Source organism: Mesorhizobium sp. CO1-1-8 (genome assembly GCF_020164875.1).
Taxonomy (GTDB): Bacteria; Pseudomonadota; Alphaproteobacteria; order Rhizobiales; family Rhizobiaceae; genus Mesorhizobium.
This window is the reverse complement of sequence record NZ_JAIUGZ010000010.1, coordinates 53,113-78,475: the sequence shown is the minus strand read 5'-3', so window position 1 is coordinate 78,475 and position 25,363 is coordinate 53,113. Positions and strand designations below refer to the sequence as shown.

Here is a 25,363-nt window from a genome sequence, read left to right as displayed (position 1 = left end):
AACAAAGAGAGGCGGCCAGAAATCGATTGAGGGAAATTTGCGCAGCTTACGCAGTCGTTGCCTAATTTTCACTCATTCTGTCAGATTGCCTAGAATTTGACCTCAACAGCCGTACCTCAGGCGACCGATGTTGCAGCGCGGTGCAAAAATAGGGCAAGCTCGCTCTTCAAGCGAGCGACGTCATGGTTTCAGGGATTTCACGCATTTTTATCGGCATACTGCTTCTGGCCGCGGCAACCGGGCCCGCGCGAGCCGATTTCAGCGACGGCAAGATGCCTGATGGCAGCTATCATTGCGAAGTGTACCTGCTTGGCATGTTCCTCAGCCTCGGCGACATCACCATCAAGGGGAACGTCTACAGCGGTCCGGTCTACACCAGCCTCCGCGTCTTCGGCCCCGTGCAGCAGGGCTATAACTATCAAATGGACGCAAACGGCGTGATCTCGTGGCTGGGGCCATTGGGCGGCTATACCGCCGGGGGCAATTCGCTGTCGCTGACCCAGGCGACGCTGGACGGCGAAACCGTGCCCTCCTTCGACATCATCATGAAGCAACCCGACGGCGCCTTCACCGCCTCGACCTGCACCAAGCAATAAGGCGGCAAGAAAAGGCGCGGAACCTTGCGGGTTCCGCGCCAGCAGTCTGTCGGGAGGATGTGACTAGATCGTCTTTGCCGACATCTGCGCGGCGATGTAGTCGGCCTGGCGGATCGCGAGCGACACGATTGTCAGGGTCGGGTTTTCGGCTGCCCCGGTGGTGAACTGGCTGCCGTCCGACACGAACAGGTTCTTGATGTCGTGCGCCTGGCCGTGCTTGTTGACGACGCCGTCTTCCGCCTTTTCGCTCATCCGGTTGGTGCCGAGATTGTGGGTCGACGGATAGGGCGGCGTCGGGAAGGTGCGCGTGGCACCAACCGCATCGTAAAGTGCCATAGCCTGCTTGTAGGCGTGGTTGCGCATCGCCGTGTCGTTCGGATGGTCGTCGAAATGCACGTCGGCGATCGGCATGCCGTGCGCGTCCTTCTCGTCGGCATGCAGCGTGATGCGGTTCTCCGCGCGCGGCATGTCCTCGCCGACAATCCACAGGCCCGCCATGTGGTCGTAGTGGTCGAGTGCGGTGGTGAACGAGCGGCCCCAGGCGCCAGGATCGAGGAAGGCCGCCATGAACGGCAGGCCGAGCGACAGCGTCTCGAATTCGTAGCCGCCGACGAAACCGCGGGACGGGTCATGGCGCGCCTCGTCGCGGATGATGCCGGCCATGGTGGTGCCGCGATACATGTGCACCGGTTTGTCGAAGATGGCATAGACCGAGCCGGTGGTGTGGCGCATGTAGTTCTTGCCCACCTGCCCCGACGAATTGGCAAGACCATCGGGGAATTTGCCCGACGCCGAATTGAGCAGCAGCCTTGGGCTCTCGATCGAATTGCCGGCAACGGCGACGATGCGCGCCTTCTGCTCCTGCAGCTTGCCGTCCTTGTCGGCATAGACGACGCCGGTCACCTTTCCGCTAGCGTCATGGTTGATCTTGATCGCCATGGCGTTCGGCCTGACTTCGAGATGGCCCGTCGCCTCGCCCTTGGGGATCTCGGTGTAGAGCGTCGACCATTTGGCGCCCCATTTGCAGCCCTGGAAGCAGAAGCCGGTCTGCTGGCAGGACATGCGGTCGTCGCGATCGACCGAGTTGATCGCCATATTGCCGGTGTGGCATTCCTTATAGCCGAGCTTGTCGGCGCCGGCCTTCAACACCTTGAAGTTGTTGTTGCCCGGCAGCCTTGGCCAGTCATTGGTGCCGGTGACGCCCATCTTGGCTTCGGCCTTGGCGTAATAAGGCTCCATCTCGGCCAGCGTGATCGGCCAGTCGAGCAGGTTGGCGCCTTCCAGTTTGCCGTAGGTCGACAGCGTCTTGAACTCGTGCTCCTGGAAGCGCAGCGAAGCTCCGGCCCAATGCGTGGTCGAACCGCCGACCGACTTGACGATCCAGGCCGGCAGGTTCGGAAAATCCTTGGCCACACGCCAGTCGCCGGACGTGGTGCGCTTGTCGGTCCAGGCGAGCTGGGCGAACGAACCCCACTCGTCATTGATGAAATCCTCATATTCGTGGCGCGCGCCGGCTTCCAGGATGACGACGTCGACACCCTTCTGGGCCAGTTCGTTGCCCAGCGTGCCGCCGCCGGCGCCCGAGCCGATGATGACGACCACACCGTCGTTGTTCAGATCAAATGAAGCTGCCATGGTTTCCTCCCATGATTTCTGTTTGCGGGTTCAGGAACGACGGGGCTCAGAGCCACTCTATGTCGTCGAAACCGCGCGCGATGTAGCCACCCTTGGAATAGGACTCGCCTTCGTAACCGAAGATCGGCCACACCTCCTTCTGGTTGTAGAGGCTGACGACGAGCCCGCCGCGGATGGCCTGGAAGAACGGCGTCGCCTCGATCTGCTTCAGCACGCCGACGCGTTGGTCCTCCCAGCCGAGACCCCGATAGCCGCCGTCGCCGGACTTCTTGTCGAGGTCGGCGATGCCGTCTTCGATCATCGCCTTGTAGGCGGCGTCCTTGCCGGCCTGCTCGTCATGGCCCTTCACCGCAATGGCGTAATATTTGTCGGGGACCTGATCGTGCGGATAGATGTCGCGCGCCATCTGGATCAGCGTCGCCATGGTTTCGGGCTTGAGTGCCGATGTCTCGAGCCCCCAGGCATGTTCGGGGCTGATGACGGCACTGCCGGAGATGACGAGCAGCGCGCCGATGCCGCCGCGTTTGAGAAGCTCGCGACGTGAAAGCCCGGGCTTCGCGTCATAGATCGTGACCATTTTATTCCTCCCTGCTTGCTGTGTGCGCTCTGTTCAGAACGCCGTTGCTGGCGCGCCGCCCCCTCAGAGGCGGCTGCGATGTCTCCTATTGGAAGCGACCTCCGCGTTGCAGCACCTCGATCTTGTAGCCGTCCGGATCCTCGATGAAGAAAAAGCGGGCGATCAGCGACCCGTCGCGGTTGAACTCGACGATCTTCTTCGGATTGAGACCGAGCGCGCCGAGACGGTCATGTTCGCTGTCGAGATCGACGACCGAGACAGCGAAGTGACCGTAGCCGTCGCCGAGCCCGTAAGGCTCCTGCCGATCCTTGTTCACTGTCAGTTCGAGTTCGAACCCTGCCTCGGCATTGCTGAGGTAAAGGAGCGTGAATGTCTCGAAATCCAGCCTGTCGGCGACATCGAGCCCGAAGGCGTTTCTGTAGAAATCGACCGATCGGGCCTCGTCGAGAACCCGGATCATACTGTGTATCGCCTTGGCCAAATCAGTCTCCGCGCTGGTGTGGAGGCGATTATGCGCGGCGCGGATAAAAGGTGGTGGCAGCCGGTTACCACGCCCGCAGCCGCGAACGGGACGAAAGTCCGATTGCCGGACCGGCAATTTTGCCCGAGAATGCATGTGGAGACAGGTCAAGCAGTGTCAAACTGCACGCCCGTCCACCCAAGACCAACAATCACGGGAGGTTTGTCGGATGTGCAGGGTGTTTGCGGGCCAGGACCCCGAAGGCTATCGCCAGATCAACCGCTCGATTCGCATCGACGGTCACTCGACCAGCATCCAGCTCGAAGCGACATTCTGGGCGTTGCTTGACGAGATCGCCGAAAACCAGAACCTGACGACGCCGAAATTCATTTCCAAGCTCTATGACGAAGCCATAGAGATCAACGGCGCCATCCCGAACTTCGCGTCGATGCTGCGCACCACCTGCGCGCTCTATCTGCGCGGCCATCGGCCAGGGATGGATGAGCAGATGGTGCCGAAGCGGGAGGCCGCGTAGCGCATTGCGCTCAGCTGAGTTCTTGCGCGAGCCCAATGAGAAGCCCTCCAGGCCCTCGAATGTAGCAGAGCCGATACACGTCTTTGTACTGGACGACTTCGCCTTCGAGCCGCGCACCGCGATTGCGGAGCCTTTCGAGCGTCCCGTCAATGTCGTCCACGGCGAACATGACGCGGAGGTAACCTAGGGCGTTTACCGGGGCGTTGCGGTGATCCGCGACGACAGGTGGCGTGAGGAAACGGGATAGTTCGAGCCGGCTGTGGCCGTCCGGCGTCCGCATCATGGCAATCTCGACGCGCTGATCGCCCAGTCCCGTGACACGTCCGGCCCATTCTCCTTCGATCGTAGCCCGCCCTTCGAACTCCAGGCCGAGCTCGCCAAAGAAACCAATCGTCTCTTCGAGGTCATCGACGACGATTCCTATATTGTCCATCCGTTTGAGCGCCATGGTGTTCAGTCTACAAGGCGTCGTCCCGGTCGTAAACTCATTAGGCTGCTTGCCAGCTGAGGTCGCTGAGGTCGCCGACGTCCTGACCTATGTGCGCGCCAGTTGGGGCAACGCCGCCCCAGCGGTCTCCTCAGACGATGTCACTGCCGTACGCAAGGGGCTGACCCGGTAGACCCGCACCCTAGCTCTCTGCTGCGACAGCGAGCGCCAGCCGGCTCATGTCTGCGAACAACTCCTGACGCTCGGAATAGTCGGTCTGTTCGCCGGTCTCGATGTTGTCGACAACGACACACATCGACAGCGCACGCGCCCCGAAATGCTCTGATATGCGATAGAGCGCGCTGGTTTCCATGTCCACGGCCAGGGCTCCTTCGGCCCGCGCATCGGCAAAACGGGCGCGCCCTTCCGGGTGATAGAAGATGTCGCTGCACACCGTCAGGCCGGCATGATGGTCGATGCCAAATTCTACCGCCTTGGCCAGTGACAATGCGAGGAGCGCCGGGTCTGGGCCAGCCGGTCCATAAAGGCCGAAAACCTGGCCGCTCTGGGCGCTTTCCCCCTTTGCCGATTGCGAGATGACAAGGCTGCGCAGTTTTGCCTTTGCGGTCAGGCTGCCGCAGGTGCCGGTGCGGATCAACGTCCGGGCGCCATAATGGTCCAGCAATTCATGCGCATAGATCAGAAACGATGAAACGCCGATGCCCGTCGCCTGAATGCTGATGGACTTGCCACGAAATAGCCCGGTGAAGCCAAGCGCGCCGCGGCGGCGATTGATGCAGCGCGGCGCTTCCAGGAACGTTTGCGCCATCCATTCGGCGCGCTGCGGGTCGCCCGGCAACAAAACCGTGTCGGCGTAGTCGTCCTTGTCCGCTTCGTTGTGCGGCGTCACCAGTTGCTCCCCCAAGCCTTCCTGCCGTTTCACCCTTCAATCATGGCGTTGTCACGGCATTGCGCAAGGAGGAACATGGGAAGGCTTTAGGACTCCAGAACGTCCTTGACGATCGTCGCCAGTTGCTTGAGCGAAAACGGCTTGGGCAGAAAGCCGAAATGCGCATCTGCCGGCAGGTTTCTGGCGAATGCGTCCTCGGCGTAGCCGGACACGAAGACGAACTTGATGTCCGGCTGGCGCTTGCGTAATTCGCCAAGCAGTGTCGGTCCGTCCATTTCCGGCATCACCACGTCGGAAACGACGATATCGACCTTGCCGCCCAGCGCCTCGAACACTTCCAGCGCCTCGACGCCCGACGATGCCTCGTGCACGGTGTAGCCACGCGAGGTCAGCGCCCGCATGCCGCCCATGCGCACGGCATCCTCGTCCTCGACGAGCAGCACCGTGGCCGAGCCCGACAGATCCTTGGCCGGATCGGCGATCTTTGCCGGCGCCGCCGGCGCATCGCCGGGCTCGCCTGCCTTTTTCGCTTCGGGGATGTGACGCGGCAGGAAAATGCGGAAAGTCGAGCCTTTGCCGACTTCGGAATCGCAGAAGATGAAGCCGCCGGTCTGCTTGATGATACCGTAGACCATCGACAGGCCAAGGCCGGTGCCCTTGCCGACTTCCTTGGTGGTGAAGAAGGGCTCGAAAATCTTCTTCAGCACGTCGGGCGCGATGCCGCTGCCGGTGTCCTCGACTTCGACCACGACATAGTCGGCCGGGGTGAGTTCACGATAGGAAAAGGCCTTGCACTCCTCGGCGGTGACATTGCGGGTGCGCACGGTGAGATCGCCGCCCGCCGGCATAGCATCGCGCGCATTGACCGCAAGGTTGACCACCACCTGTTCGAATTGTCCGATATCGACCTTGACCGGCCACAGATCGCGGCCATGGTCGACCTTCAGCTTGATGTCGTTGCCGACCAGCCGGGCGAGCAGCATCCTGAGATCGGCGAGCACGTCGGTCAGGTTGAGCACTTCCGGCCGCAATGTCTGCTTGCGCGAGAAGGCCAGAAGCTGCCGCACCAGCGAAGCCGCCCGGTTGGCGTTCTGCTTGATGTTCATGATGTCGGGGAAGGAGGGGTCCGACGGGCGGTGGTTGGTCAACAAAAGATCGGACGCCATGATGATGGCGGTCAGCACATTGTTGAAATCATGCGCGATGCCGCCGGCAAGCTGGCCGACCGCCTGCATCTTCTGGCTTTGTGCCATCTGCCCTTCGAGCGCTTTCTGCTCCGTTGTTTCGACGGCGTAGACGATGGCCGACTCCTCGGCGCCCTCACCGCCGGTGCCGTCAGCGACGGCGTTGACGTAGAAGCGGATGTGCCGGTCGTCGTTGCCGGGCAAAAGCGTGTCGATCGGCTCGATATCGGCCTGCCGCTGCTGCGCTTTCTCGAAGGCAGCCGCGAAAGCCGGCCGGTCGCGTTCGTGGATCACAGTATCGAGCCGCACGCGACGGTCGACGGCGTCGCGATCGACGACAGACGAGAACAGCGACAGGAACGGCGCATTGGTGCGCAGGATGCGCCCATCGTGGTCGACGCCTGCGATCGCCATCGGTGTCGAGTTGAAGAAGCGGGTGAAGCGCACTTCCGAGGCCCGCAAATCGGCAGAAGCATCCTCGCCTTGCGTGCGGTTGAGCACGATCGTGCGTGTCGGCCCGTTCAATCCTTCGCGGCTGGCCGAAACGCGGTGCATGAAGCGCACCGGCAGCGCTTCGCCCGTCATGGTCGTCAGGTCGAGATCGATCACCGCGTTGCGTGTGGTGCCGGGGTCGGCCTTGACCGAGCGGACCAGCGCCATGCCGTCGCCGGCCACGATCTCCGACAGAGACACGGCGCCGGGCGTGAAGCTGGTGAGGTCGATGCCCAGCCATTCGGCGAGCGTGGCGTTGATGTAGGTGACGCGGCCTTCCTGGTCGGCTGAAAAGAAGCCGGCCGGCGCGTGGTCGAGATGATCGATCGCCTTCTGCAGATCGAGGAAGAAACGCTCCTGCTCTGCCCGCTCCTGCGAGATATCGGCAAGCTGCCAGGCCAGCATCGGCAGCCGCTGGCCTGGCACGTTGAACGTGCGGGCGCGCGCCCTGTACCAGCGGGCGCCGGGCTCGGCGCCCGGCCGAATGGACTGCGCGAGCCTAAACTCGCCGTCTCCTGGCTGGCCGTCGCGCAGGCCGGACGCCAGGCGATAGATCGTCACCGAGGCTTCGGGGACATCCGAGAGCAATCCCTCGACGGTCTTCAGGTCTGCAGCGGACGATGCTCCGGTCATATCCGCATAGGCGCGGTTGGCGTAGACGACGCGGCCCTTGGTGTCGGTGACGAGAAGCCCCTGCGACATCGAATCGACGAAGGATTTCGACAGTTCGTCGCCTGTCGAGCGTGGCGTGACCTGCACGAAGCCGATCGCCGTCGCAAACAGGAAGCCGACGCCGATCATCGCCAGAACGCCGAGCATGCCGAGCAGGAAAGGATCGCCGAGGCGCTCGCGGAAAAGCCCGAAGACGATCGCCGCCCCCGTCAGAACGACGATGAAAATGATAAGCCGGGTGACCGCGCCCGGTCGCGTATTCTGGTCGACGATCGGTACCGGATAGAAATCGCCGCGCGCTTCCTTGGCCATGTGCCCCCTGCTCGTGAATTCCGGTGTTCCGACACCCGCCCCGTACCGGGTTGAATCACATTCTCCTAGTCCGGAAAAGGCCTGGGCGGCAAATGTCGGATAAAAATGATGTCTTTCGGCCTTCTGAGTTTTTCAAGCTGTTCACCGGCGTGAAACGCAACTTGCGGTGGCCCGCTGCAACGGTCTAGTGTCTCGTCACTTCCAAGGGGCGATCAGGGGAAACCAATGCAATGGCTCGATAGCGTGGCAGGTCCCGGTTATGCCGCAGCATTGTTGTGGACGTTTGCAGCGCTTGTTCTGCTGGTCATCGTTCTCGTCATCATCAAGCTGGTGCGCAACCTGACATTCGGAACTTTCGTCGCCGGCGGCCGCAACCGCAAGACGCGACTGGCCGTCATGGATGCCACCGCCGTCGATAGCCATCGCCGGCTGGTGTTGATACGCCGCGACGACATCGAACATCTGCTTCTGATCGGCGGCCCGACCGACGTCGTCGTCGAGCGCGATATCCGGCTTTCGGCGCCGCGCCGGCCGGCATTGACCGGAGACGGCGGCTTGCAGCCGGTCCCGGCCACTGCGGCCCCGGCAGCAGCAAGGCCGCGTCCGCCGCAACCCGCGCCACCCCCGCCAAGACAGGCACCCGCTCCACAGCCGGTGAACACCGCGCCGCCCGCCCGCCCGCGTCCAACAGCGCCGCCGCCACCTGCACCGAAGCCGGCGACGCAAAGCTACCAGCCGACCAATGTCACGCCGTTGCCCGCCGACGGCTCTGCCAATGCCAACACCGTCCGGCACCCGCCGCCACCACCGCAGGACAGCATCGACGACACGCTGATGAGAGAACTCGAAGTATCGCTGGACCAGCCCCGTTCGGGCGGCCCGGTGGGCAAGCCGGCGGCGCCGCAGTCGCTCGACGACGAGATGACCAAGCTTCTCGGCGAACTCTCCAGTCAGAAGAGATGAGCGACCGCTGGGTCGCTATCCCCGCGAAACATCGTCGCCGGTCCACTGGTCCGCTGCCGAACCAGCTCGTCCGAAGCGCCAAATCTCAAGGGTTCGCTGCCTTCGCGCGCCCTGAGCAGTGGATGCCGCACCAATAAAAAATGGCCGGAAAACCGGCCATTTCAGAATCGAGTTCGTTTGAGACAGCCGGCCGTGAGCCGCCGGCCTTGACCTTCAGTCGTCGCGATAGACTTTTTCGCGGCGCTCATGCCGCTCCTGCGCTTCGATCGACAATGTCGCGATCGGACGCGCATCGAGCCGCTTCAGCGCGATCGGCTCGCCGGTCTCTTCGCAATAGCCGTAGGTGCCTTCGTCGATGCGCTGCAGGGCGGAATCGATCTTTGCAATGAGCTTGCGCTGACGGTCGCGGGCCCTGAGTTCGATGGCGCGGTCGGTTTCCGAAGAGGCGCGATCGGCCAGATCGGGGTGGTTGGCATTCTCTTGCTGCAGGATTTCCAGTGTTTCGCGCGCTTCGCGCAATATGTCATTCTTCCAGGTGACGAGCTTTGAGCGGAAGTAGGATTTCTGCCGCTCGTTCATGAACGGCTCGTCTTCGGAGGGTACGTAATCGGCGGTAACGATGTCGTTCATTCGACTCACCCAAACTGCCCCAATTTTGGCGCCTATATATTCGTCGTCCGACGCCTGCACAAGCGCAATCGGCCGCTGTTTCACGCAATTGTTAAAGTACCCTGCACGCGTCTTTACAGCCACGTACGGTCGCTTTGGTACAAACTCCGCCGAGACACTTTGGATCCGGTGGCACATGCTTTCCGAGATCGCCGTGACCGCGGGGCCAATACGCAAGAGCCTTTTGCGGCAGCCAGCATTGGGTGATTCGCCGTGTTTGAACGGCATGGGCCATTGTGCGCAACGCCGTTCTCGTGGCTAATCCCGGAAGGCTTCGGCATTCGGAGGTTGGGTGAGCAGGCTTTATCTGTTGCGACATGCCAAGGCTGGCTGGGCATTGCCCGGCATGCGCGATTTCGACCGTCCGCTTGATGCGTCCGGCCGCGCCGAAGCCGAAATGATGGGGGCCGCCATGCGTTCCTGCCTCTACGTTCCGGACCGGACGCTCTGCTCCAATGCCAAACGCGCCAAGGAGACGCTGGAGGGCCTGGCCGGCCAGACCGACACCGGCCGGGTCCTGTTCTTCGACACGCTCTACAGCGCCGACGCGGCCGGTTACCTCCACCTCATCCGCGACAATGGCGGATCGGGCTCATTGCTGGTCATTGGCCACAACCCGATGATGGAAGACCTCACCATGGCAGTTTCGGGCGACAGCGACGAGACTGCGCGGGCCACGCTGAACCATGGGTTCCCGACCGCGGGCCTGGCGGTCGTCCGCTTCGACGGCGATCTTGCCAGCGCCGCCCAAGGCACCGGCTATCTGGAAGCGTTCCTGACGCCGGCCGATCTCTGAAGCCATTTCAAAGCCCTGATACAGAGCCTATATCGGACGGACCGAAGTCCGAGAGAGCATATTTTGGCATCATCGCTGACCACCTTCACCGACGAGGCGAGGATTGCCCTCGACACGCTATCGGGCCGCGCCACCGGGCTTTTTTCCCCATCACTGCGCCTCGGCGTGACCGGATTGTCCCGCGCCGGCAAAACGGTGTTCATATCGGCCCTTGTCCACAATTTGATCCATGGCGGGCGCCTTCCGCTGTTCGAAGCGCAGAAATCAGGGCGCATCGCCCGCGCATTCCTCGAGCAGCAGCCCGACGACGCGGTGCCGCGTTTCCAGTACGAGGACCACATTGCCGCCCTGGTCAACGACCGCGCCTGGCCCGATTCGACGCGCGCCATATCGGAACTGCGGCTGACCATCGAATATGAATCGGCTTCCGGCTGGAGCCGCATGTTTTCCTCGGGCAGATTGTCGGTCGATATCGTCGACTATCCCGGCGAATGGCTGCTCGATCTGCCGCTGCTCGGCAAGTCTTTCGCCGATTTTTCCCACGAAGCCTTCGAAATGGCCGTTCTGCCGGTGCGTGAGGACCTGTCGCAAGCCTGGCGGGCGCTGTCGGCCGGGATCGACCCGAACGCCGACGCCGACGAGATGACGGCGCGCCGCCTGGCCGAAAGCTTCGCCGCCTATCTGAAGGCCTGCAAGCTCGACGAGCAAGCGCTTTCGACCTTGCCGCCCGGCCGCTTCCTGATGCCGGGCGATCTCGAAGGCTCACCGGCCCTGACCTTCGCGCCACTGGCCGGGATTGGCGACAGGCGTCCGCGCGCAGGATCGCTGCACGCCATGATGGACAGGCGCTATGAGGCCTACAAGACGCATGTCGTCAAACCCTTCTTCCGCGAACACATCACCCGCCTCGATCGCCAGATCGTGCTGATCGACGCCATGCAGGCGCTGAACGCCGGCCCCGGCGCCATGGCAGACCTGGAACGCGCGGTGACCGAGATCCTCAGCTGTTTCCGACCTGGCCGGGGCAGCTTCCTCACCGATCTGTTCTCCCGGCGCATCGACCGCATCCTGGTTGCCGCGACCAAGGCCGACCATCTGCATCACGAAAGCCATGACCGGCTGCAGGCGATCGTGCGGCGGCTTGCCGACCGCGCCGTGGCACGGGCGAATTTCACCGGCGCCGATGTCGATGTGGTCGCCATGGCGGCGGTGCGCGCGACGCGCGAAGGCACCGTCAAGCAAGGCCGGGAGACGCTTCCCGTTATCATCGGCACGCCGATCGCCGGTGAGAAGATCAACGGCGAAACCTTTGATGGAAAAACTGAAACAGCCATATTTCCCGGTGATTTACCGGAGAAAATTGATGCGGTGTTCGATGTTTCGGGAGCCGGTCACAAGCAGGATGCCGCGGATCCTGCAATCCGCTTCGTCCGTTTCCGTCCGCCAAAGCTCGAACGCACGGCCGAAGGTATCACCCTGTCGCTGCCGCATATCAGGCTCGACCGTGCCTTGCAGTTCCTGATCGGAGATCATCTGGCATGACCGCGCCCCGCAAGCCGGCAGCGTTCCGCATCGAGCCGAACACCGAACCAAGGCAAGAGGCGCCGGAGGCCCGCCGTACCCAGGCCGACACCCAGCGCAAACCCCGCGCGATGAAAACCGATGTCGCGATGGTCATACCGGCGGAAGTCGACGTCTTCGACGAGCCCGACATCGTTGCCGCCGAGCCACCTCCGGCCATTGCCCCCAGGAAGCGTTCGCTGCTCGGCAGCATCTTCTTCGGTGCCTTCGGCGTGCTGGTTTCGCTGGCGGTCGGCCTATGGACCGACCAGCTCATACGCGACCTCTTCGCGCGCGCCGAATGGCTGGGCTGGGTGGCGGCGGGCATGGCCGCCATTGCCGTGCTGGCGCTTGTGGTGATCCTGATTCGCGAATTCCTGGCGATCGCCCGCCTGGCCGAGGTCGAAAAGCTGCAGAAGCGGGCCCTCGACGCGATCGCCCGCGACGATCCCAAGGCTGCACGATCGGTCGTCGACGAATTGTCGGCCTTTGTCGCTGCCAAGCCCGAGACCGCGGCAGGCCGGCGCGCCTTGGCCGAACTGCGCGGCGAAATCATCGATGGCGGCAATCTCGTGCGCCTGGCCGAGGCTGAAATTCTCGGACCACTCGATACCAGGGCGAAGGTGATGATTCTCGAAGCCGCCAAACGCGTTTCGCTGGTGACGGCGGTCAGTCCACGCGCACTGGTCGATGTCGTCTATGTCGTGTTCGAGGCCGGGCGGCTCATTCGCCGCCTGTCGGAACTCTATGGCGGACGGCCGGGAACGCTGGGCTTCTTCCGCCTGGCGCGCAGCGTGCTGGCGCACCTGGCGGTCACCGGTTCGATCGCGGTCGGCGACAGTTTCGTCCAGCAGATCGTCGGCCACGGCCTGGCCGCGCGCCTTTCGGCCAAGCTTGGCGAAGGCGTCGTCAACGGCATGATGACGGCGCGCATCGGCATCGCCGCGATGGAAACGGCGCGACCGCTGCCCTTCAGCGCCGCGAAGCGTCCCGGATTGGGCGACTTCCTCTCGGCGCTGACATCGTTCGCAACCAGGAAAGACGGTGAAACGACCCCATCCGGCAAGTGAGCCGGGCTGGAGTGTCCGGGCATTCGGAATCGTTACCGGACTGCTCTGCGGCGGCCCCGCGGTGACGAAGCATTAACCAATCTTGTTCATGGTCAGACGGGTTCCAAACAGCATCTTTGTTGCCGGGTGTCGTCGATGAAAAGCGTAATACTATCCAGCGTCCTGCCCCTGGTAACCGTGATCACGGCAGTCGTCGGCATTGCAGGAGCGGCCAGCGCAGCGGAGCCGGACAAGCAGTTCTTCCAGTCCGCCGAAGGCAAGTGGATCGGTCCCGGCGAAATCGTCGCCGGCAAGTACAAAGGCACCAAGTTCAACTGCAGCTTCACCGGCTCGACGCCCGACGGCAAGGTCGGCATGTCGCTCGACGGTGGCTGCCGGGTCGGTATGTTCACCCAGCCGATGTCGGCTAAGATCGAGCGCAAGGGCCGCGAGGGCTACAAGGGCAGCTTTATGGGTGGCGCGACTGGTTCCGGCCTTGACATCATCGGCGGCAACGTCGTCGATGCCCGCAAAGTGGTCTTCACCATCAACCGCAACCAGCTGCGCGGCGTCATGCAGGCCCGCATCCCCGACGACAATTCGATGACGGTGACCATTGCCGTGCGCGTCGACGACCAGTTGGTGCCGGTGATCGGCATGAGCCTGAAGCGCGTCGACGCGGTCGAAGTCGGCTCCATCGCGCCGAACTGAACAATCCAAAGAAAAAGGCGGCGAACCTAACGGTCACCGCCCTCTCACTTGAGCCATCAAATCAGGGCGTTAGCCCTTGATCTCAAATCAGGGCGTTAGCCCTTGATCTCGAATCAGGGCGTCAGCCCTTGATCGCGGCCGTCACTTCGTCATAGGCCTTGCAGGCGTCGGCCAACGTCGTCGTGCCCTGATATTTGGTTGTCACCGCCTGGACCTTGGCGGTCAGATCAGCCGCCTTGGCCGGGTCCTTGGTGATCGCCTCCTGAAGTGCTGCAGCCATGTCCTGCGCCTTCTTGGTCGCGATCTCCGCCGTGCACTCAGGTGCCTTCGAGCAAGCCGAACCGGCAAGCACCGCCAGGCCGACGGCAACAAACAAAAACTTCTTCATGTCAGTCATCTCCTCAAAAAGGGTGCGACTTGATCGTCGATCACCCTCCAATGGCCGAAGCCGAGCGTCCTTAGCCTTCGATTGCGGCAAGATGCAACGTGTTCCCGGCCTCAACTTGTGTGTCGCGCCTGCAACATCGCCGGCGGCCGGAATTCCAGGCTATTGTGTTGGCGGCAGCGAAGTTCAGCTGCGTGGCTGCAGCAGCGCCAAGACGGCTGTCGATGCGGCAAGGATAGCAGTCAGCGTCAAAGGCGCTGTGGGGCCATAGGTGTCCACAACATAGCCGCCGACAACCGCGCCGATGGTGATGGCGATCTGGAAAGAGGCGACCATCAGGCTGCCCGCTGCTTCCAGCGCGTCAGGCGCTGCGCGAGACAAATTTGTCGGCAGCACCACCGGCGCCATGCCGAAGGCGAAGCCCCACAGCGTAGCGAAGCCGAAGGCAACGCCAATGTGCACGCCCCAGAGAACCAATGCCAGCGCCGCAAACGCCATCAATGCGGCGGTAGCCACGAGAGCCACGTGGATATTGGCGTCGGCCATGCGGCCACCGGCGATATTGCCGATCACGGCGGCGATGCCAAATCCTAGCAACGCCAGGGCAATTGGCCCGGTTGCAAGGAGCGTCACGTGTTCGAGGAAAGGACGCACATAAACCGAGCCGGCAAAATGCCCCGTCATCAGCAAAAGGATAGCAAGCATACCGAGTTGAATGCCACGCCGCCGTGTCAGCCGAAGGACGTCTGCAAGACTATTGCTTGCTGTTGCAGGCAAGGTCGGCAGACTAAGGAATTGCAGCAGCATAGCAAGCAGGGCCAACCCCGCTGTCATGGCCATGGCGCTGCGCCAACCCAGCCAGTCGCTGATCAACGCGCCCATCGACGGTGCGGCAATGGTTGCGAGCGAGACGCCGAGGGTGACGATAGCCATACCCCGCCCCGTCGCGTTGGCGCCAACCAGCCTCGCCACGACGGCGACCGAAAGTGCCCAGAAAGCGCTGAGAGCGATTCCCAACCCGGCCCGGCCCAGCAACAGCAGCCAGAAATTGGGGGCCAGCGCTGCAAGAACATTGGAACCGACTGCCAAGGCGCTGAGGCCAACCAGCACCGTCTTGCGGTTCAATCGGCCGATGAGAACGTTGCTCAACATGGCCGTCACGGCGCCGACGGAAGCGGTGGCGGTGACGACCTGTCCGGCCGTCCCCTCGCTGATGCCGAGATCGCGTGCCATTGGCGTCAGCAGACCTGCGGGCAGGAATTCGGCCGACACCAGGGCAAAGCTGGTGGCCGCCAATGAAATGACCGCGAACCAGGTGGCTGAACTCCACGCGGCTGGTGCATCGGCATCAAGGCCAATCGCGGCGTCTTCAAGCTGTAATGTTGTGTCAGTCACGGAAAGATCTCCAAAAGTTTGGAGGTCTTAAATAGGCGAGTCCGCTCGGATGATATGTATCTTAGAATCCGAAATTCATATCCATTCGTCCGGGAATTGTGCGACGCACAACGCCTGGCGAGACATTGGTGATGCGCTTGAACGCGCGCGCGAAGGATGCCTCGGAATCATAGCCCAAACGGGTAGCGACTTCGGCAACCGACAAGCCGTTTTGGCCCAGCAATTCGCGGGCAAGCTGCATGCGCAGGCGGGCGAGATAGTGTGCGGCACCCTCCCCCAATACCGCACTGAAACGCTCGGCGAAAATCGAGCGCGATTGGCCTGCCACGCCGGCCAGGCTTCCCAGCGTCCAGTTGTGGCCGGGGTCGCGGTGCATGGCCGCCAAAGCGCGGCCTATATGGGGGTCGCGGATGGCTGTGAGCCAACCGGTGGTCGAGGCTCCGTTGCAATTGACCCAGCAACGTATGAGCCGGGCCGTTAGCAAGTCGGCCATACGCGACAGAATCGTGGCGCTGCCCATCTGCGGTTGCGAGGCCTCCACCGTCATGGCCGCCAGCAAAGGACCGACGACCGGGTCATTGCCGGCCACGTCGCAACCCTTGATGACAGGCGGCATCAACGTGATCAATGGGTTGAGCGCATAGGAGTCCAAGGCCATGGAGCCGCAGAAAAGGGTGCTTGTCGCGCCCGTTCCTTGCCGTACCACTTCGCAGACGTTGCCCCCCAACTTGATCACCTGGCAACCTTCGAGCGAGCCCCCTGCAACGTCCGGCGCGCTCGCCAGCCGATGGGCGATGCCTTGCGGCAGCAGCACCAGATCGCCATCACGCAACTCCTGCCAGCCTTGCGATTCAGTATGAATCCAGCACGGGCCCTGGCCGACAAAGTGAAACCGAAGCAGCTGTTGGTGCGGAAAGTCTATGCTCCATGGGTGTCGGAGCTCGCAGCGGCCATAGTTGACACCACTCAAGCGGAAGTCTTGCAGAACTTCGCTGAGCGCATCCATCGGGATATGTGGCGGCGAGGACGGTCGGGACGAATAGTCAGGCATATACGCAATATAGATGCCGAACGTCCGGCAGGCAAGCAGGGACCGTTGTTCCACCAGGTAAATCGCTGCAACGGCACCCTACCCTTCCGGCGGATTTCTCGCCTTGCCTCCCGCTCCAACGGCATGCAAGGAGTGCTGCGAGACACAGGGACAAGAGGCATGGCAGCTGAAGCATCGGGCAGTGATCTGGTTCAGGTGGTGGCGCTGCTTGCTGCCGGTGTCGTCGCCGTTCCCATCTTCAAGCGCATGGGCCTCGGCTCGATCCTCGGCTATCTGGCTGCCGGCGTGGTGATCGGCCCGTTCGGCCTCGGCGTCTTCTCCGAATCGGAAGCCATTCTTCATGTCGCCGAACTCGGCGTGGTGATGTTCCTGTTCATCATCGGGCTGGAAATGCAGCCGTCGCGGCTCTGGGGCCTGCGCCGCGAGATCTTTGGCCTCGGTGCGTTGCAGGTCGGCGTCTGCGCGCTCCTGCTGACCGGTGTCGGCATGGCTGGAGGGTTTCCAATATCGCAATCCTTCGTCGCCGGGGCCGGCTTCGTGCTGACTTCGACGGCGATCGTCATGCAGATTCTCGAGGAACGCGGCGAAATCGCCGCACCGAAAGGCCAGCGCATCGTATCGGTGCTGCTGCTTGAGGATCTGGCCATCGTGCCGTTGCTGGCCCTGATCGCGTTCCTGGCGCCCGGTGGAGTCGACACCAGCCTGTCGGAGCGGCTGACCGAGGTCGGCATCGGCCTCGCCGCGATCGTCGGGCTGGTGGTGGCCGGCCGGTATCTGCTCAATCCGTTCTTCCGCATCCTGGCGGATGCCCGTGCCCGCGAGGTGATGACGGCCGCGGCACTTCTGGTCGTCCTCGGGTCCGCCCTCGCCATGCAGCTCAGCGGCCTGTCGATGGCGATGGGTGCCTTCCTGGCCGGCGTGCTTTTGTCCGAATCGACCTTCCGCCACCAACTCGAAGCCGACATCGAACCCTTCCGCGGCATCCTGCTTGGCCTGTTCTTTCTCGCGGTGGGCATGTCGCTCGACCTGCATGTGGTCGCGGCGAACTGGCGGCTGATCGCCGTCTATGTCGTCGCCTACATGGTGATGAAGGCGTTCGGCATCTACATCGTCGCCCGCATCCTGAAATCAGGCCACCGCGAAGCCCTGGAGCGCGCGGTCTTCATGGCACAGGGCGGCGAATTCGCCTTTGTCCTTTACTCGGCGGCCGCGGCGGTCGGCATCATCGACGGCCAGGCCAACGCGACGCTGACGGCGATCGTCATCATCTCCATGGTGCTGACGCCGCTGGCCATCATCGCCTTGCGCTATCTGACGCCGCGCGACGAGCAGTCGCTCGACGGCGTCGATGTCGCCGATGGACTGACCGGCAGCGTGCTGATCATTGGCTTCGGCCGCTTCGGCCAGATCGCAAGCCAGCCGCTGCTGCTGCGCGGCATCGACGTCTCGATCATCGACAATGACGTCGAAATGATCCAGGCGGCGGCCGATTTCGGCTTCAAGGTCTACTATGGCGACGGCACGCGACTGGACATCCTGCATGCCGCCGGTGCCGGCCGGGCGCGCGCCGTGCTGATCTGCGTCGACAAGGCCGATGTGGCTGTTCGCATCGCCCAGTTGATCAAGGCCGAATTCCCACTGCTCACACTGCTGGCCCGCGCATTCGACCGTGGAACGGCGCTGCAGCTCATTCGTGCTGGCGTCGACTACCAACTGCGCGAAACCTTCGAATCCGCACTTGTTTTCGGCGGCTCGGCACTGGAATCGCTGGGCGTCGATCCCGAAGACGTGGCTGAAACGATCGAAGACGTCAGGCGCCGCGACACCGATCGTTTCGAAACCCAGCTCGCTGAAGGCATTCGCGCCGGACAGCGCTTCCTAAGAGGCAATATCGGCACGCCGATTCCGACACCGCTCTCCACGCCGCGCCGGCCTGGTCAGGCACTCAATGAAGAAACCGCGGGTGTGCTGCACAAGCCCGAACCCGCCGATTGAGCAAGGAATTATGCATGGAATTGGACAGCAGAGCCCTGACGGTCACGAAATTCTGGCGCGATGCCGGCGAGGACGCCTGGTTCGAGAAGAATGAGGCATTCGATACCGAGTTCCGCGACCGCTTTCTCGATCTGCATTACGCCGCTGCGCGACGGGAATGCGACGGCTGGCTGAAGCATGCCGAAGGTGCGCTGGCGCTGATGATCCTGCTCGACCAGTTTCCGCGGAACTGTTTTCGCGGCACCGGCCATATGTACGCGACCGATCCGCTCGCCAGACATTTCGCAGAGAGAGCGATCGCGGCTGGTCTTGACCTGGCACTCGAGGAAGAACTCCGCGTCTTCCTCTACCTGCCTTACGAGCATTCGGAACTGCTGGCCGACCAGGACATTTCGGTCGAGCTGACGCAGGCCAGGGCCGAGTCCTACCTGAAGTACGCTGTCGAACACCGCGATATTATTCAGCATTTCGGTCGTTTTCCGCATCGAAACAGGATGCTTGGCCGCGAAACCACAGTGCAGGAGCAGGCATTCCTGGATGGTGGCGGCTTCTCTGGCTGAAGATCCGGCAACTGCCTCGTCCGGACTCAGGCCAGCCACCAATCCCGGCCGGACGACAAGCGCTCGATGCCCGAGGTATCGACGGCGACCAGACGCTCGGTGATGCTGCGACCACTGACAACCAGGCCGGGCGCGATCTCGGCCAGCGGCGCCAGCACGAAGGCGCGCTCCAGCATGCGCGGATGCGGCACCTCCAGCCCGGTCTCATGGATGACGCGGTCGCCGAACACCAGAATGTCGATGTCGATCAGCCGCGGCCCCCAGCGCTCCTCGCGCACCCGCTTCAGCTTGCGCTCCGCATCGAGGCAGAGGTCGAGCAAGGCACGCGGTGCAAGCACGGTGGAAATTTCGGCGGCCGCATTGAGAAAATCCGGCTGATCGAGCTTGCCCCAGGGCGGCGTGCGATAAAGCGAGGAGACGCCGGTGACACGCGTATCCGCGTCGGCATCCAGCATGCGCAGCGCCGCGCCCATGGATTTCGCCGGATCGCCAAGATTGCCGCCAAGGCTGAGATAAACGGTACTATTCGGGCCAGACAACGGTCACCTCGACATAATCGAGCACGCCGGGCACCGGTGCGTTCGGCTTGCGCACCGTGATCTCGGCTTTCTTTATCTGAGGAAAACGCGCCGTCAGCGCACGGGCCACTTCGAGCGCCAGCGACTCGATCAGAAAACGGCGCTGCCCGGTGATGATCTTTTCAATGACGGTGAATGCAATGCCGTAGTGGACTGTATCCTCGATCGAATCCTCGGCAAGTGCGCGGCCTGGATCGACGGTGAGAACGGCATCGACATAGAAGCGCTGGCCGAGCCTTTCCTCCTCGTCCAGCACGCCGTGCCGGGCAAAGAAAGCGCAGTTCTTCATGCGGATGACATACATCGCTCAGTTTCTCGCCTGATCCGTCCGACGCGCCAGCATAGCATCCGCCAGCGCCAAAGCGTCCACGTTGAATGCGACATCGTGGACGCGAAACAGATCGGCGCCCTGGAGCCTCAAGATGACGCTGGTCGCCGCTGTTCCAACCCCTCTGTCGGCGGCATCACGGCCGGTGACCGTGCCGATAAAGCGTTTTCGCGACGTACCGGCCATCAGCGGCAAGCCGAGTGCATGCAATTCCGAAAAGCGTGCCATCAGGTCGAGATTTTCCTCCGCCGTCTCCTTGGCGAATCCGAATCCGGGATCAAGCACGATATGATCCTCGGCGATGCCGTTCTGGCGCGCGATTTCCAGCGACCTTCCCAGGAACGTCAGTTGATCGGCAATCACATCCGGCAGCTTCTGGCGATCCCGCCCGGTATGCATGATGACAAGCCCGGCGCCGGTGTCGGCGGCGACGCGCGCAATGTCGGTCTCACGCTGCAAACCCCAGACATCGTTGACGATATGCGCGCCGGCGGCAACCGCAAGCCGCGCCGTGTCGGCGCGATAGGTGTCGACTGAAATCAGCACCTCGCTCACGCCCGCCAGAGCTTCGATCACCGGCAGGATGCGGGCCTGTTCCTGGCTGGCCGATACCGAGGCAGCACCTGGGCGCGTCGATTCTCCGCCGACATCGACAACCAGTGCCCCTTCCCCGATCATGCGACGTGCCTGGGCCAGCGCCTTTTCAGGGGCGTCGAACTGGCCGCCGTCGGAAAAGCTATCAGGCGTGACATTGAGGATGCCGACGACCACGGCCTTGCCGCCAAGGTCGAGATGGCGCCCATGCGCCAACTGCCATCGCCTCGCCGTCATTGCTCATCGACCATGGAGTTCATCAATCATGTGTGATCCCTGGCGGATCAATTTCATTGCGCCGGCAACGGCCGTAAAGCAAGGTGGTCGAAGAGGCAACATGATGAAACGAACCATGCTTGGCATGAAAAAGCAGTCCTTGGGCGTGAAACAATCCTTGGCTTGCGCGCTGCTGCTCGCCATGACGCCGCACCCCGCGGCGGCGGCCAATCTCGTCAAGACGTACAGCTATTTCGCCATCGGCGGCAGCACGCTCGACGACATCGAGGCACAACTCTCCAAACGCGGGCCGGAGGTGAAAAGCACCGGCACCCGCCACCCGGGCGCCACGCAAATGGCCTTCACCACCCGCATCAGCTATGCGCAGACGCCGAGTGCCTGCCGGATCGCCGACGCGGTGGTGACCGTCAAGGTGAAGGTGATCCTTCCCGAGTGGCGCCGCCCGCGCAAAGCCGATGCCGATGTCAGGCTGTTCTGGGATACGCTGTCCGCCGACATCAAGCGCCACGAGGAGCGCCACGTCGAAATCGCCAAGAACCATGGCGGCGAACTCGAAGAGGCCTTGAAGGCCACCTACCCGCAAAAGAACTGCAACGCCGCCAAGGCCAAGGCGGCCGCGATCACCGCGGTTATTCTGGCCAGGCACGACCGCGCCCAGCTTCAGTTCGACCGCGTCGAAAGCGTCAATTTCGAAAGCCGCATCCTGCGGCTGCTGCGCTATCGCATGGAGCGCATCGGGAACGGCCGACTGCCGCCGGCCTGAACGCACCCGAACTGAAAGCCAAATTCGCCGAAGCGTAGTGCCAGATTCGAAAAACTTTCGAGCCCCTGTCGAAACCGGCCTATATGGGACGACATATATCGGGCTCGCCAGACGAGCTTAAAACACCAATGCGATCCAACGGCCGAGAAGCCGGAACGGCTGAACAGCGCCGGTCAGATCGCAAGCTTATGGATGAACGATCATGGACCAGGCTGTCGACAATCAAACGATGGCGGAAACCGGCACGCCGATAACAGAGAGCGAAAAGAACGCCATTATCGGCGGCGTGCTGTTGTCGATGCTGTTGGCGGCACTCGATCAGACCATTGTCGCGCCGGCCATGCCGACCATCGGGCATGCGCTCGGAAACGCACACTATCTGCCATGGATCGTCACCGGTTATCTCCTGACCGCTACCGCCGTGGCCCCGCTCTACGGCAAGATTTCCGACGTCTACGGCCGCCGGCCGACCGTCTACGCCGCGATCCTGATCTTTTTGGCGGGATCGCTGGTCAGTGCGCTGGCTCCCAACATGTTTGTGCTGGTTGTCGGGCGGGCGATCCAGGGCGCCGGTGGCGGCGGCTTGTTCGCTTTGACGCAGACCGTCGTGGGCGATCTCGTTCCGCCGCGCGAGCGGGCACGCTATGCCGCCTGGTTCTCCGGCACATGGGCTGTCGCCAGCATTGCCGGTCCGTTGCTCGGCGGCACTTTCGCAGAGCACCTGCACTGGTCACTGATCTTCTGGATCAACATTCCGCTTGGTCTTCTTGCGATGGCGATCATCAACAAGCCGCTCAAGAAACTGCCCGTTGCCGCAAAGCGCCATCGTATCGACGGCCTGGGCGCATTGCTTCTTATCGTTGCCACGGCGCTGCTGCTGCTCGCATTGAACTGGGGCGGCAGCGCTTATCCCTGGATTTCGCTTGAAGTCATGGGCGTTCTCTGTGGTTCGGCGATTTTCTGGGGCGCTTTTGCCTTGCGGCTTATGCGAGCCGCCGAGCCGCTCATCTCCCTCGAAGTGCTTGGCAATCCAATCGTTCTGGCGGGCACGCTTTCGATGTTCCTGCTTCAGGCCGCAAGCGTCGGCATGGCTGTGTACCTGCCCGTCTACCTTCAGGCGGTGCTCGGCCTGTCGGCAGCAGAGTCGGGCATCGCGATGCTTGGGCTTCTGCTGGGGACCGTCGGCGGCGCGGCATTCAGCGGGCGCATGATACCGCATTTCACCCACTACAAGCGCATTGCAATGGTGGGCGTCGTCTTCAGCATGCTGTGCCTCTGCCTGCTGGCCGTCGTCGCAGGATATGCCACGCTGCTGGAGGTAGAGGTCTTGACGATTTGCATCGGGTTTGGAACCGGAACGACGTTTCCGGTCACCACCGTGTCGGTCCAGAACGCCGTCGATCGCCTGCATCTTGGCGTCGCGACGGGCGTGCTGACATTCCTGCGTTCGCTTGGCAGTGCGCTTGGGGTCGCGATGCTCGGCGCGGTCGCTCTGGGTTACGGCTTGCCGCTTGCCGGTGAAGGCGTGCGGATCGCTGGCCATAGCGCGACGGTCGAGCCGTTCGTGATGATCTTTGCCGTTGCCGCCGCTATATTGCTGCTGGGGCTGATCACGCTGACGCTGATGCCCGAAAAAGAGCTTCGCGGTTACGCCGACGATGCGGCGCCGATGCTCGCCGAGTAAAGCTCAGCCGGAGACGCCGAGCTTCTTCTGCAGGCTGGTCGAGGAGGTCGTGTACTGGAAAACGATGCGCTCGCCGGGGCTGATGATGCGCTTGGCGGCCTGCGCCATCAGCGCCACTTCGTGAAAACCCGACAGGATCAGCTTCAGCTTGCCCGGGTACCAGTTGATGTCGCCGACCGCGAAGATGCCGGGCACCGATGTCTGGAACTTCTCCGTATCGACCGGGATAAGGTTCTCGTGAAGGTTGAGACCCCACTCCGCGATCGGTCCGAGCTTCATGGTCAGCCCGAAGAACGGCAGCATGCGCGTGCAAGGCACCTCGACGTCGCCATCCGGTCCCTTGATGGTGGCCGATGATAGCTGGCCGTCGGCACCGGTCAATCCGGTCACCTGCCCGACCTGAAACTCCAGCTGCTTCATCTCCTGCATGGCATACATCTTGTTGACGCTGTCGGGGGCGGCACGGAACTCGGGCCGCCGGTGCACCAGCGTCACGCTCTTTGCCACCGGCTGCAGGTTCAGCGTCCAGTCGAGTGCTGAGTCGCCGCCGCCGACAATAACGAGGTCATGGCCGCGAAAATCCTCCATCCGACGCACCGAATAGAAGACACTGTTGCCTTCATAGGGCTCTATGCCGGGGATCGGCGGACGCTTGGGCTGGAAAGAGCCGCCGCCGGCGGCAATCACCACCACCTTGGCCTCGAACACCTCGTTTTCGTCGGTGGTGACGCGAAAACTGCCGTCCTCCAGTTTTTCCAGGCTGGAAACCATTCGGTTGTAGCTGAAATCAGGCTTGAACGGCGCGATCTGCTCGAGCAATTTGTCGACCAGCCCCTGCGCCGAGATCGAAGGCCAGCCTGGAATGTCGTAGATCGGCTTTTCCGGATAGAGTTCCGCGCATTGGCCGCCCGGCCGATCGAGAATGTCGATCAGGTGGCACTTCATGTCGAACAGGCCGAGCTCGAACACGGCAAACAGGCCGACCGGCCCTGCCCCGACAATAAGCACGTCTGTCCTGGTGATGTCTGTCATGCCTGTGCCTCGCTGCGCATGACCCCGAAAATCGGATCGATTTTCGGAAGGATCATGCGCAAATAAAAGTGCTACAGCGTCCTTTGCGCGCCCAAGAGCACACGCGGCGCTGTAGTGAAACAACAGGACACTGCATGACCATCGCCCCGCTGCCAAGCCACAGCGGGAAAAATCAGTTGGCAAAGATCCCGCGCTTATCCCTGGCGGGCAGGCACCCGCACGACCAGGCCGTCAAGCGCATCGCGGACCTTGATCTGGCATGACAGGCGCGAGTTGGGCTGGACGTCGTAGGCGAAGTCCAGCATGTCCTCTTCCATCGCTTCCGGCTCGCCGACTTCGGCTGTCCAGGCTTCGTCGACATAGACGTGACAGGTGGCACAGGCGCAGGCGCCCCCGCATTCGGCCTCGATCCCGGGCACGGCGTTGCGGATCGCGTTCTCCATGACCGTAGAGCCGTTCTCGGCGTCCATGTCGAAATGCGTGCCGTCATGGGCAATGAAAGTCAGCTTGGTCATTTGTCACCTGAAGGGAGTTCCAGCCGAGATAATCACTCCGGCTGACAAGTCAACTGCCGCATGAAAGCGCCGCCCGATGACGTTTTTCCGCAAATCGGGTTCGGCGCGGATTCAGCGATTGATGGCGGCGATGAAATCTCGCACTTCGTCGATCAGCGTGCCAAGCCGCTTGAGTGTCTGGTTGTCTTCCGGCTGGCGCTCTATCTCGGTGACGCAATCGGCGATGGCAAAGGCGCCCACGCCCCGTGCCGAACCTTTGAGCCCGTGGGCGAGCAAAAGCCGGTCCTTGATGTCGGCGTCGACTATTCTGTCGCGCACGGACAGCGCCTGCTGTACAAACAGCGCCAGCACCTCCTGCTCAAGGCTGCGGTCACCCATCGTCTGGCGGGCAAGGTGTGCCAAATCGACCGGCCGTGACCGCCTTGGTCCGGATACGTCGCCCCCGGGCATTGAGAAGGCAATGCCGCTTTCGCCACGCATGAACTCGAACTCCGTTTCTTCGATTTGCCCAAAAACCTAGGCGAATCCAATGGACAACGGGTTAATGAATGGCCGGAAAAAATGTTGCCAAAGCGGCGCCCAAATCACAGTTCCGTTAACCTTATATTTAAAGTTTTACGTATCCCGCGGAATGCATGTTTTCTTTACCCCCCTGTGTCATTACGATACGAGGGGTCCATTTTCAGCCTCCTGCGCGT

At 62.4% G+C, this 25,363-nt stretch carries 27 protein-coding genes; 11 read left to right on the top strand and 16 right to left on the bottom strand.

What is annotated here, in order from left to right; all coding sequences use genetic code 11:
• Window positions 1-182 precede the first annotated feature (182 nt).
• On the top strand, window positions 183-596 hold the full coding sequence (locus tag LB558_RS20125; RefSeq protein ID WP_224699140.1) for a hypothetical protein: 414 nt from the start codon (window positions 183-185) through the stop codon (window positions 594-596).
• Window positions 597-659: 63 nt separating this feature from the next.
• Here the strand turns inward: LB558_RS20125 and LB558_RS20120 are convergent, their stop codons facing one another.
• The 3 genes from LB558_RS20120 to LB558_RS20110 form a co-directional block, all read right to left on the bottom strand.
• The gene (locus LB558_RS20120) at window positions 660-2,231 is read right to left on the bottom strand and encodes a GMC family oxidoreductase (RefSeq protein WP_224699139.1); all 1,572 of its coding nucleotides are present in this window, start codon (window positions 2,229-2,231) and stop codon (window positions 660-662) included.
• 46 nt (window positions 2,232-2,277) lie between these two features.
• Window positions 2,278-2,808: a gluconate 2-dehydrogenase subunit 3 family protein gene (locus LB558_RS20115; protein ID WP_224699138.1), complete on the bottom strand. Its 531-nt coding sequence runs from the start codon at window positions 2,806-2,808 to the stop codon at window positions 2,278-2,280.
• An 85-nt stretch (window positions 2,809-2,893) separates the two neighbouring features.
• Window positions 2,894-3,289 carry a VOC family protein gene (locus tag LB558_RS20110; protein WP_224699137.1) on the bottom strand — a complete coding sequence of 132 codons (396 nt, stop codon included), beginning with the start codon at window positions 3,287-3,289 and terminating at the stop codon, window positions 2,894-2,896.
• A gap of 208 nt (window positions 3,290-3,497) precedes the next feature.
• Between LB558_RS20110 and LB558_RS20105 the strand changes: the two genes are divergently transcribed.
• Window positions 3,498-3,803 (top strand): ribbon-helix-helix domain-containing protein, encoded by a 306-nt coding sequence (locus LB558_RS20105; protein ID WP_013531854.1) that lies wholly within the window; start codon window positions 3,498-3,500, stop codon window positions 3,801-3,803.
• Between the two features lie 10 nt (window positions 3,804-3,813).
• Here the strand turns inward: LB558_RS20105 and LB558_RS20100 are convergent, their stop codons facing one another.
• The 3 genes from LB558_RS20100 to cckA all read right to left on the bottom strand — a co-directional run bounded on the left by LB558_RS20100 (window position 3,814) and on the right by cckA (window position 7,800).
• Complete coding sequence (locus tag LB558_RS20100; protein ID WP_224699136.1) at window positions 3,814-4,251, bottom strand: VOC family protein; 438 nt, start codon at window positions 4,249-4,251, stop codon at window positions 3,814-3,816.
• 181 nt (window positions 4,252-4,432) lie between these two features.
• Window positions 4,433-5,140 carry a purine-nucleoside phosphorylase gene (locus LB558_RS20095; protein ID WP_224699135.1) on the bottom strand — a complete coding sequence of 236 codons (708 nt, stop codon included), beginning with the start codon at window positions 5,138-5,140 and terminating at the stop codon, window positions 4,433-4,435.
• Between the two features lie 86 nt (window positions 5,141-5,226).
• Window positions 5,227-7,800, bottom strand: a complete 2,574-nt coding sequence (gene cckA / locus LB558_RS20090; protein WP_127258845.1) for a cell cycle histidine kinase CckA — start codon at window positions 7,798-7,800, stop codon at window positions 5,227-5,229.
• A 225-nt stretch (window positions 7,801-8,025) separates the two neighbouring features.
• Between cckA and LB558_RS20085 the strand changes: the two genes are divergently transcribed.
• Complete coding sequence (locus tag LB558_RS20085) at window positions 8,026-8,763, top strand: flagellar biosynthetic protein FliO (protein WP_224699134.1); 738 nt, start codon at window positions 8,026-8,028, stop codon at window positions 8,761-8,763.
• A 213-nt stretch (window positions 8,764-8,976) separates the two neighbouring features.
• Here LB558_RS20085 and dksA read toward each other — a convergent pair whose 3' ends face one another.
• Entirely contained in the window at window positions 8,977-9,393 is a 417-nt protein-coding gene (dksA, locus tag LB558_RS20080; protein ID WP_013531862.1) for an RNA polymerase-binding protein DksA, read from the bottom strand.
• 331 nt (window positions 9,394-9,724) lie between these two features.
• On the opposite strand from dksA, the gene LB558_RS20075 reads away from it, so the two are divergent.
• From LB558_RS20075 to LB558_RS20060, 4 genes are all read left to right on the top strand, one after another.
• Complete coding sequence (locus LB558_RS20075) at window positions 9,725-10,228, top strand: SixA phosphatase family protein (protein ID WP_224699133.1); 504 nt, start codon at window positions 9,725-9,727, stop codon at window positions 10,226-10,228.
• A 63-nt stretch (window positions 10,229-10,291) separates the two neighbouring features.
• Window positions 10,292-11,770 (top strand): YcjX family protein, encoded by a 1,479-nt coding sequence (locus LB558_RS20070; RefSeq protein ID WP_224699132.1) that lies wholly within the window; start codon window positions 10,292-10,294, stop codon window positions 11,768-11,770.
• Window positions 11,767-12,858, top strand: coding sequence for a YcjF family protein (locus tag LB558_RS20065; RefSeq protein ID WP_224699131.1), 1,092 nt, complete (start codon window positions 11,767-11,769; stop codon window positions 12,856-12,858). The genes LB558_RS20070 and LB558_RS20065 overlap by 4 nt, the downstream gene beginning before the upstream one ends.
• Window positions 12,859-12,993: 135 nt before the next feature.
• Entirely contained in the window at window positions 12,994-13,548 is a 555-nt protein-coding gene (locus tag LB558_RS20060; RefSeq protein WP_224699130.1) for a hypothetical protein, read from the top strand.
• A gap of 121 nt (window positions 13,549-13,669) precedes the next feature.
• Here the strand turns inward: LB558_RS20060 and LB558_RS20055 are convergent, their stop codons facing one another.
• The 3 genes from LB558_RS20055 to LB558_RS20045 all read right to left on the bottom strand — a co-directional run bounded on the left by LB558_RS20055 (window position 13,670) and on the right by LB558_RS20045 (window position 16,379).
• Window positions 13,670-13,936, bottom strand: a complete 267-nt coding sequence (locus LB558_RS20055; RefSeq protein ID WP_024503536.1) for a hypothetical protein — start codon at window positions 13,934-13,936, stop codon at window positions 13,670-13,672.
• 183 nt (window positions 13,937-14,119) lie between these two features.
• Window positions 14,120-15,328, bottom strand: a complete 1,209-nt coding sequence (locus LB558_RS20050) for an MFS transporter (RefSeq protein WP_224699129.1) — start codon at window positions 15,326-15,328, stop codon at window positions 14,120-14,122.
• Between the two features lie 61 nt (window positions 15,329-15,389).
• Window positions 15,390-16,379, bottom strand: coding sequence for an AraC family transcriptional regulator (locus LB558_RS20045; RefSeq protein ID WP_224699280.1), 990 nt, complete (start codon window positions 16,377-16,379; stop codon window positions 15,390-15,392).
• Between the two features lie 159 nt (window positions 16,380-16,538).
• Here LB558_RS20045 and LB558_RS20040 point away from each other — a divergent pair, with 159 nt between their 5' ends.
• Both LB558_RS20040 and LB558_RS20035 read left to right on the top strand, forming a co-directional pair.
• Window positions 16,539-18,374, top strand: a complete 1,836-nt coding sequence (locus LB558_RS20040) for a monovalent cation:proton antiporter-2 (CPA2) family protein (RefSeq protein WP_224699128.1) — start codon at window positions 16,539-16,541, stop codon at window positions 18,372-18,374.
• Window positions 18,375-18,388: 14 nt separating this feature from the next.
• Window positions 18,389-18,934, top strand: coding sequence for a DUF924 family protein (locus LB558_RS20035; RefSeq protein ID WP_224699127.1), 546 nt, complete (start codon window positions 18,389-18,391; stop codon window positions 18,932-18,934).
• Between the two features lie 26 nt (window positions 18,935-18,960).
• On the opposite strand, the gene folK is transcribed toward LB558_RS20035, so the two are convergent.
• The 3 genes from folK to folP are packed head-to-tail and all read right to left on the bottom strand — an operon-like array spanning window position 18,961 to window position 20,671.
• Entirely contained in the window at window positions 18,961-19,473 is a 513-nt protein-coding gene (gene folK, locus LB558_RS20030) for a 2-amino-4-hydroxy-6-hydroxymethyldihydropteridine diphosphokinase (protein ID WP_127261126.1), read from the bottom strand.
• The gene (gene folB / locus LB558_RS20025) at window positions 19,457-19,816 is read right to left on the bottom strand and encodes a dihydroneopterin aldolase (RefSeq protein ID WP_023813034.1); all 360 of its coding nucleotides are present in this window, start codon (window positions 19,814-19,816) and stop codon (window positions 19,457-19,459) included. The genes folK and folB overlap by 17 nt, the downstream gene beginning before the upstream one ends.
• Before the next feature lie 3 nt (window positions 19,817-19,819).
• Complete coding sequence (gene folP, locus LB558_RS20020) at window positions 19,820-20,671, bottom strand: dihydropteroate synthase (protein ID WP_224699126.1); 852 nt, start codon at window positions 20,669-20,671, stop codon at window positions 19,820-19,822.
• A gap of 103 nt (window positions 20,672-20,774) precedes the next feature.
• Here folP and LB558_RS20015 point away from each other — a divergent pair, with 103 nt between their 5' ends.
• Both LB558_RS20015 and LB558_RS20010 read left to right on the top strand, forming a co-directional pair.
• Window positions 20,775-21,434: a DUF922 domain-containing Zn-dependent protease gene (locus LB558_RS20015; RefSeq protein ID WP_224699279.1), complete on the top strand. Its 660-nt coding sequence runs from the start codon at window positions 20,775-20,777 to the stop codon at window positions 21,432-21,434.
• A gap of 202 nt (window positions 21,435-21,636) precedes the next feature.
• Window positions 21,637-23,118, top strand: coding sequence for an MDR family MFS transporter (locus LB558_RS20010; RefSeq protein ID WP_224699125.1), 1,482 nt, complete (start codon window positions 21,637-21,639; stop codon window positions 23,116-23,118).
• Window positions 23,119-23,121: 3 nt separating this feature from the next.
• Here the strand turns inward: LB558_RS20010 and LB558_RS20005 are convergent, their stop codons facing one another.
• From LB558_RS20005 to LB558_RS19995, 3 genes are all read right to left on the bottom strand, one after another.
• On the bottom strand, window positions 23,122-24,150 hold the full coding sequence (locus tag LB558_RS20005; protein WP_224699124.1) for an NAD(P)/FAD-dependent oxidoreductase: 1,029 nt from the start codon (window positions 24,148-24,150) through the stop codon (window positions 23,122-23,124).
• Window positions 24,151-24,344: 194 nt separating this feature from the next.
• Window positions 24,345-24,665 carry a 2Fe-2S iron-sulfur cluster-binding protein gene (locus LB558_RS20000; RefSeq protein WP_013531878.1) on the bottom strand — a complete coding sequence of 107 codons (321 nt, stop codon included), beginning with the start codon at window positions 24,663-24,665 and terminating at the stop codon, window positions 24,345-24,347.
• 111 nt (window positions 24,666-24,776) lie between these two features.
• Window positions 24,777-25,145 (bottom strand): Hpt domain-containing protein, encoded by a 369-nt coding sequence (locus LB558_RS19995; protein ID WP_136618936.1) that lies wholly within the window; start codon window positions 25,143-25,145, stop codon window positions 24,777-24,779.
• Window positions 25,146-25,363 lie beyond the last annotated feature (218 nt).